At 18.8% G+C, this 959-nt stretch carries 1 protein-coding gene; it reads right to left on the bottom strand.

All coding sequences use genetic code 11. The annotated features are described in order from the left end of the window. Positions 1-84 precede the first annotated feature (84 nt). Positions 85-906 (bottom strand): hypothetical protein, encoded by an 822-nt coding sequence (locus L8V79_RS08125; RefSeq protein WP_263703199.1) that lies wholly within the window; start codon positions 904-906, stop codon positions 85-87. Positions 907-959 lie beyond the last annotated feature (53 nt).

The following is a 959-nucleotide window of genomic DNA, read 5'->3' as shown; positions in this document are numbered from 1 at the left end:
ATAACAATAAAATATAGCATATAAGCAAAAAATACTTTGCTGTGATTAACAAATCACACGCCTGCTAAATCCACCATTTATTACTTACTTCAATCTCACATTCATAATCATATTAGATAAAAAGATACTATCTTTATCAAAGCTTTTTAAGCTATATTCTAGTTTTAAATATCTTTTTTGTATATCTTGCATTAAAGTTGAAAGATTGTATAAACTTAAACTTTCTAATATATTTATAAGCTCTATTTTACTTAAAGTATTAAAATCATTCAACAAGCTAAGATAATTACTTACAATAGAAGAAGAATTTATACTATTAAATACAATTTTATTTTTTATATCTTCTTTAATAAAAAATTGATTATTTTTTATATAAAAATAATCTTTAAGATGATGATTACTTAATATTTGATTATAAAAACTTAAAAGGCTTTCTTTGCTATTTAAGTCTATAAAATTTAAAAATATATTTTCTTTTAATAATACTTCTTGTAATTGTTTTAAGTTTTTAAAAGCTTGATTTATACTAGAAGTATTTTTTAAAGCATAAATGATATTTTCATCTTTAGAAATTGTTCTATTTATATTATATTGCAATAAAGGATTTTTATAAAGTGTATCACTATTGATTAAGATATTGATATGAAAAGATTCTTTTATATCAATATGTTTTTTAATATGCAAAAATTCTAAAATATTTAAAAAAGCATTAGGTATGTAAAATTGATCTAAACTAAGTTGTAAAAAATGATTCATATTATGCATAGAAAAAATATCATTATCTTTAATCAAATCATCTTTATTTAGATTAAATAACATAACCCCACCAAAACCCAATAAGCTTAAATTTTTTAAATTCTCTAAAGCTTTTCTTTTTTCTAAATCAATTTGAAGTATTTTTTGCATTGTTTGTCCTTTTATTTTAATTTTACTTTAAATATTTTTTTGTTTTGATTAAA

Origin of the sequence: Campylobacter sp. IFREMER_LSEM_CL2194 (genome assembly GCF_025771685.1) — a bacterium.
Taxonomy (GTDB): domain Bacteria; phylum Campylobacterota; class Campylobacteria; order Campylobacterales; family Campylobacteraceae; genus Campylobacter_D.
The sequence above is the reverse complement of the archived record's forward strand: the minus strand, read 5'-3'. Positions and strand labels throughout refer to the sequence as shown.

Coding starts and splice junctions, on each gene's coding strand:
- L8V79_RS08125 (WP_263703199.1), bottom strand. CDS start 906: ATGCAAAAAATACTTCAAATTGATTTAGAAAAAAGAAAAGCTTTAGAG.